The organism is Caloramator mitchellensis (assembly GCF_001440545.1).
GTDB classification, from domain to species: domain Bacteria; phylum Bacillota; class Clostridia; order Clostridiales; family Caloramatoraceae; genus Caloramator; species Caloramator mitchellensis.
On sequence record NZ_LKHP01000036.1, the window covers coordinates 1 to 3099 of the forward strand.

Below are 3099 nucleotides of genomic sequence, written 5' to 3' on the forward strand. Positions count from 1 at the left end.
AAAAAAACCTATGAAGAGCGATATGAAGAACGCCTCAGCAGGCTTAAACCAATGTTGGAGATTTATTTCGCATGGATTGAAAAAGAACATGCAATATCACTTCCAAAATCAAGTTATGGCAAAGCAATAAATTATTCATTTAATCATAAGGAAAAGCTGATGAACATACTAAAGGATGGAAGGCTTGAGCTTTGCAACAATCGTGCAGAAAGAGAAATAAAGCCTTTTGCAATAGGTCGAAAAAATTGGTTATTTTCAAACACACCGCAAGGAGCAAGGGCAAGTGCGATTACCTATAGCATAATTGAAACTGCGAAGGAAAACAAATTAATTCCATTTGAGTATTTGAAACTATGCCAAACGTTGATATTACAAAAGAGGACGAACTAAATAAACTGCTTCCATGGTCAAAGGAACTACCGGACAAATGCAGAGCCAAGTTAAAGTAAAAGGTCGCAATAAAATGCGGCTTTTTTTGTAAAGGTGGTCCCGATTTGACGCTTACATTATATTTACTTCTTCACTAACTACCATTTTCATGTCGAGTAAATAAATTCAATATCTCCATCTTTTAATATAATTTTACCAACAATTCTTATCGGAGTTCCAAATGCTATTGAATAATCAGGTATATTCTTATTTACAAAACTATTAGCACCAATAACACAAAAATTTCCAATATTAACACCGTGTTTTATTATCGTTGCAGGTCCAATATAAGCATTGTTGCCTATTATAACATCCCCTTTGTCGAAATTTGCTTGTCCTGATGTTAAAACATATTTAACTGAATTATGTGTAAAAATTTGAACTCCAGAACTAATATGACAAAAATCTCCAATTTTTATTTTACCATTTATTCCTTCCAGTATTGTATACGGTCCTACCCATACATTTTTGCCTATTTCTACATCTCCCATTATTACACTTGTATCATAAATACTTGTTCCCTCACCACAATTTAAAAATTTTGCTTTTTCCCATCTATCATATAATAATTCGTTTGTTGGAAGAACTCTATTATACTTTTTTTTCATTTCAAATCTCAGTTTATCCAAATATTCTTTTATATAATTTTCCACAAGGTTTCACCTCTATAAATAATCATCCATTATCATTACAAAAACTTTTTATCTTATCTACTAAATATTTAACTACCTTCATGCCTAATTTACTATGTAAAGGTAAAGCCACCCCTTTAGTAGCAGCATAAATTGAATTATAAAAATCATCATCATTATATTTATATTTATTTTTATAGTATGGCTCATTGTGAACTGCATATGCGCCATAATTACATTCAATGTCATTTTCTCTTAAATATTTTAATAATCTATTTCTATCCATTCTATTATCTAAAAGTATATGATATGTTTGCCATATATGTTTACCCACTATAGCCTCATTTGGCAATCTAATTAAATCTAAATCTTTTAACAGTCTATTATATTCATCAACTATTTTTTTTCTTTCTTCATAAATTTTATCAATTTTCTTAATTTGTATTACCCCTAAGGCTCCCTGCAAATTTGTCATCCTATAATTAAATCCTGGTAAAATAAATTCTATTTTCCCGTTTTCAATATTAATTCCGTGATTTCTAAGTATTTTTACCTTTTTTGCAAATTCATCATTATTAGTTACAACCAATCCACCTTCGCCTGTTGTGATATTTTTCCTTGGATGTAAACTAAAACATCCAATATCTCCTATAGTGCCAACCTTTTTATCTTTATATTCACTTCCTAATGCACATGCAGCATCTTCTATAACTCTTAAGTTGTATTTTTTAGCTAATTCTATTATTTTATCCATCTCTGCAGGACAACCAAATTCATGCACTGGAATTATTGCTTTTGTTTTGTCATTAATTTCCCGTTCAATCTTATTAACATCAATATTAAAACTATTTATGTCTATATCAACAAATCTAGGTGTTGCACCGACAATTTCAACAACATTTGCTGTTGCAGGAAAAGTAAAATCAGGAACAATAACTTCATCACCAGGCATTATTCCAATAGCTAATAATGCTAAATGTAAAGCTGCTGTTCCACTACTAACAGCTATAACATTTTTTATACCTAAATAATTTTTTACTAAATTTTCAAACTCATCTACCTTTTCACCTTGGACTAGCCATTTTGAATCCAATACCTTTTTTAATTCTCGTAATTCGTCTTCTCCTACATCCGGAACAGAGAGTTTAATCATTTATAACACCTCTATACCAATTTATTGTCTTTTGAATTCCTTCTTCTAAATCAATTTTAGGCTTATATCCTAAAATTGTTATTGCTTTTTCTATACTTGGAATTCTTAATTCAACATCAACGTAATTTTTAGTAACATATACAATTGGTGACTTTGACTTTGCTATATCACTTATCAATTTTGCAAGCATTCCTATTGTTATTGTCCCTCTAGGATTGCCAATATTAAATGTATGCCCTATAGCCTGCTCTTTCTCTAAACAAAGTATAACACCATTGATAAAATCATCTATATAACACCAAGATCTTATTTGATCACCATCACCATGAATTTGAATTTCTTCGTTTCTAATAGCTCTAACTATAAATTGATGTATAGCTCCTTCACCAACTTGTCCTGGGCCGTATATATTAAAGGGCCTAATATTTACAATTGGTATACCCTTTTCTTTAAAGTAACTAAATGCTAAATGTTCGCCAGCCAGTTTAGAAACTGAATATGTCCATCTAGCTTCTCCAACTGGTGCTAAATTCGTAGTATTGTTTTCATCAACTTTGTATGCATACGAACCAAAAACTTCTGAAGTAGAAAAGTTAATAAATCTTTCTACTTCTATATTTTTTATAGACTCCAATACATTAAAAGTTCCTATCATATTTACTTGCATAGTTTTTATTGGATTTTTTATAACTGTATCAATACCTGCCACAGCAGCTAAATGTATTACTATATTAGGTTTAAACTTTTCTATAGTAGTTTTTAATTTATTTAAATCTAAAATACTGCCTTTAAATGTTTCTACATTATTGTTCTCTAACAAAAATTTGTAATTTTTTAAGGAATTTCGACTAAAATCATCATATATCATTAGTTTATTGTTTTTAT

The 3099-nt window shown here is 29.7% G+C and carries 4 protein-coding genes; 1 reads left to right on the forward strand and 3 read right to left on the reverse strand.

Annotated elements, in window-relative coordinates; all coding sequences use genetic code 11:
• Positions 1-390 (forward strand): IS66 family transposase (locus ABG79_RS12045; RefSeq protein WP_152978257.1); only part of this gene is annotated, 390 nt, incomplete at its 5' end.
• A gap of 146 nt (positions 391-536) precedes the next feature.
• Here the strand turns inward: ABG79_RS12045 and ABG79_RS12050 are convergent.
• From ABG79_RS12050 to ABG79_RS12060, 3 genes are all read right to left on the reverse strand, one after another.
• The gene (locus ABG79_RS12050; protein ID WP_152978258.1) at positions 537-1082 is read right to left on the reverse strand and encodes an acyltransferase; all 546 of its coding nucleotides are present in this window, start codon (positions 1080-1082) and stop codon (positions 537-539) included.
• 22 nt (positions 1083-1104) lie between these two features.
• Positions 1105-2214, reverse strand: coding sequence for a DegT/DnrJ/EryC1/StrS family aminotransferase (locus ABG79_RS12055; protein WP_057979712.1), 1110 nt, complete (start codon positions 2212-2214; stop codon positions 1105-1107).
• Positions 2207-3099 (reverse strand): NAD-dependent epimerase/dehydratase family protein (locus tag ABG79_RS12060; protein WP_057979714.1); only part of this gene is annotated, 893 nt, incomplete at its 5' end. The genes ABG79_RS12055 and ABG79_RS12060, both read right to left, overlap by 8 nt.

What these genes read in the sequence shown, in the direction of transcription:
- ABG79_RS12055 (WP_057979712.1), bottom strand. Translation starts at nt 2,214, where the DNA reads ATGATTAAACTCTCTGTTCCGGATGTAGGAGAAGACGAATTACGAGAA.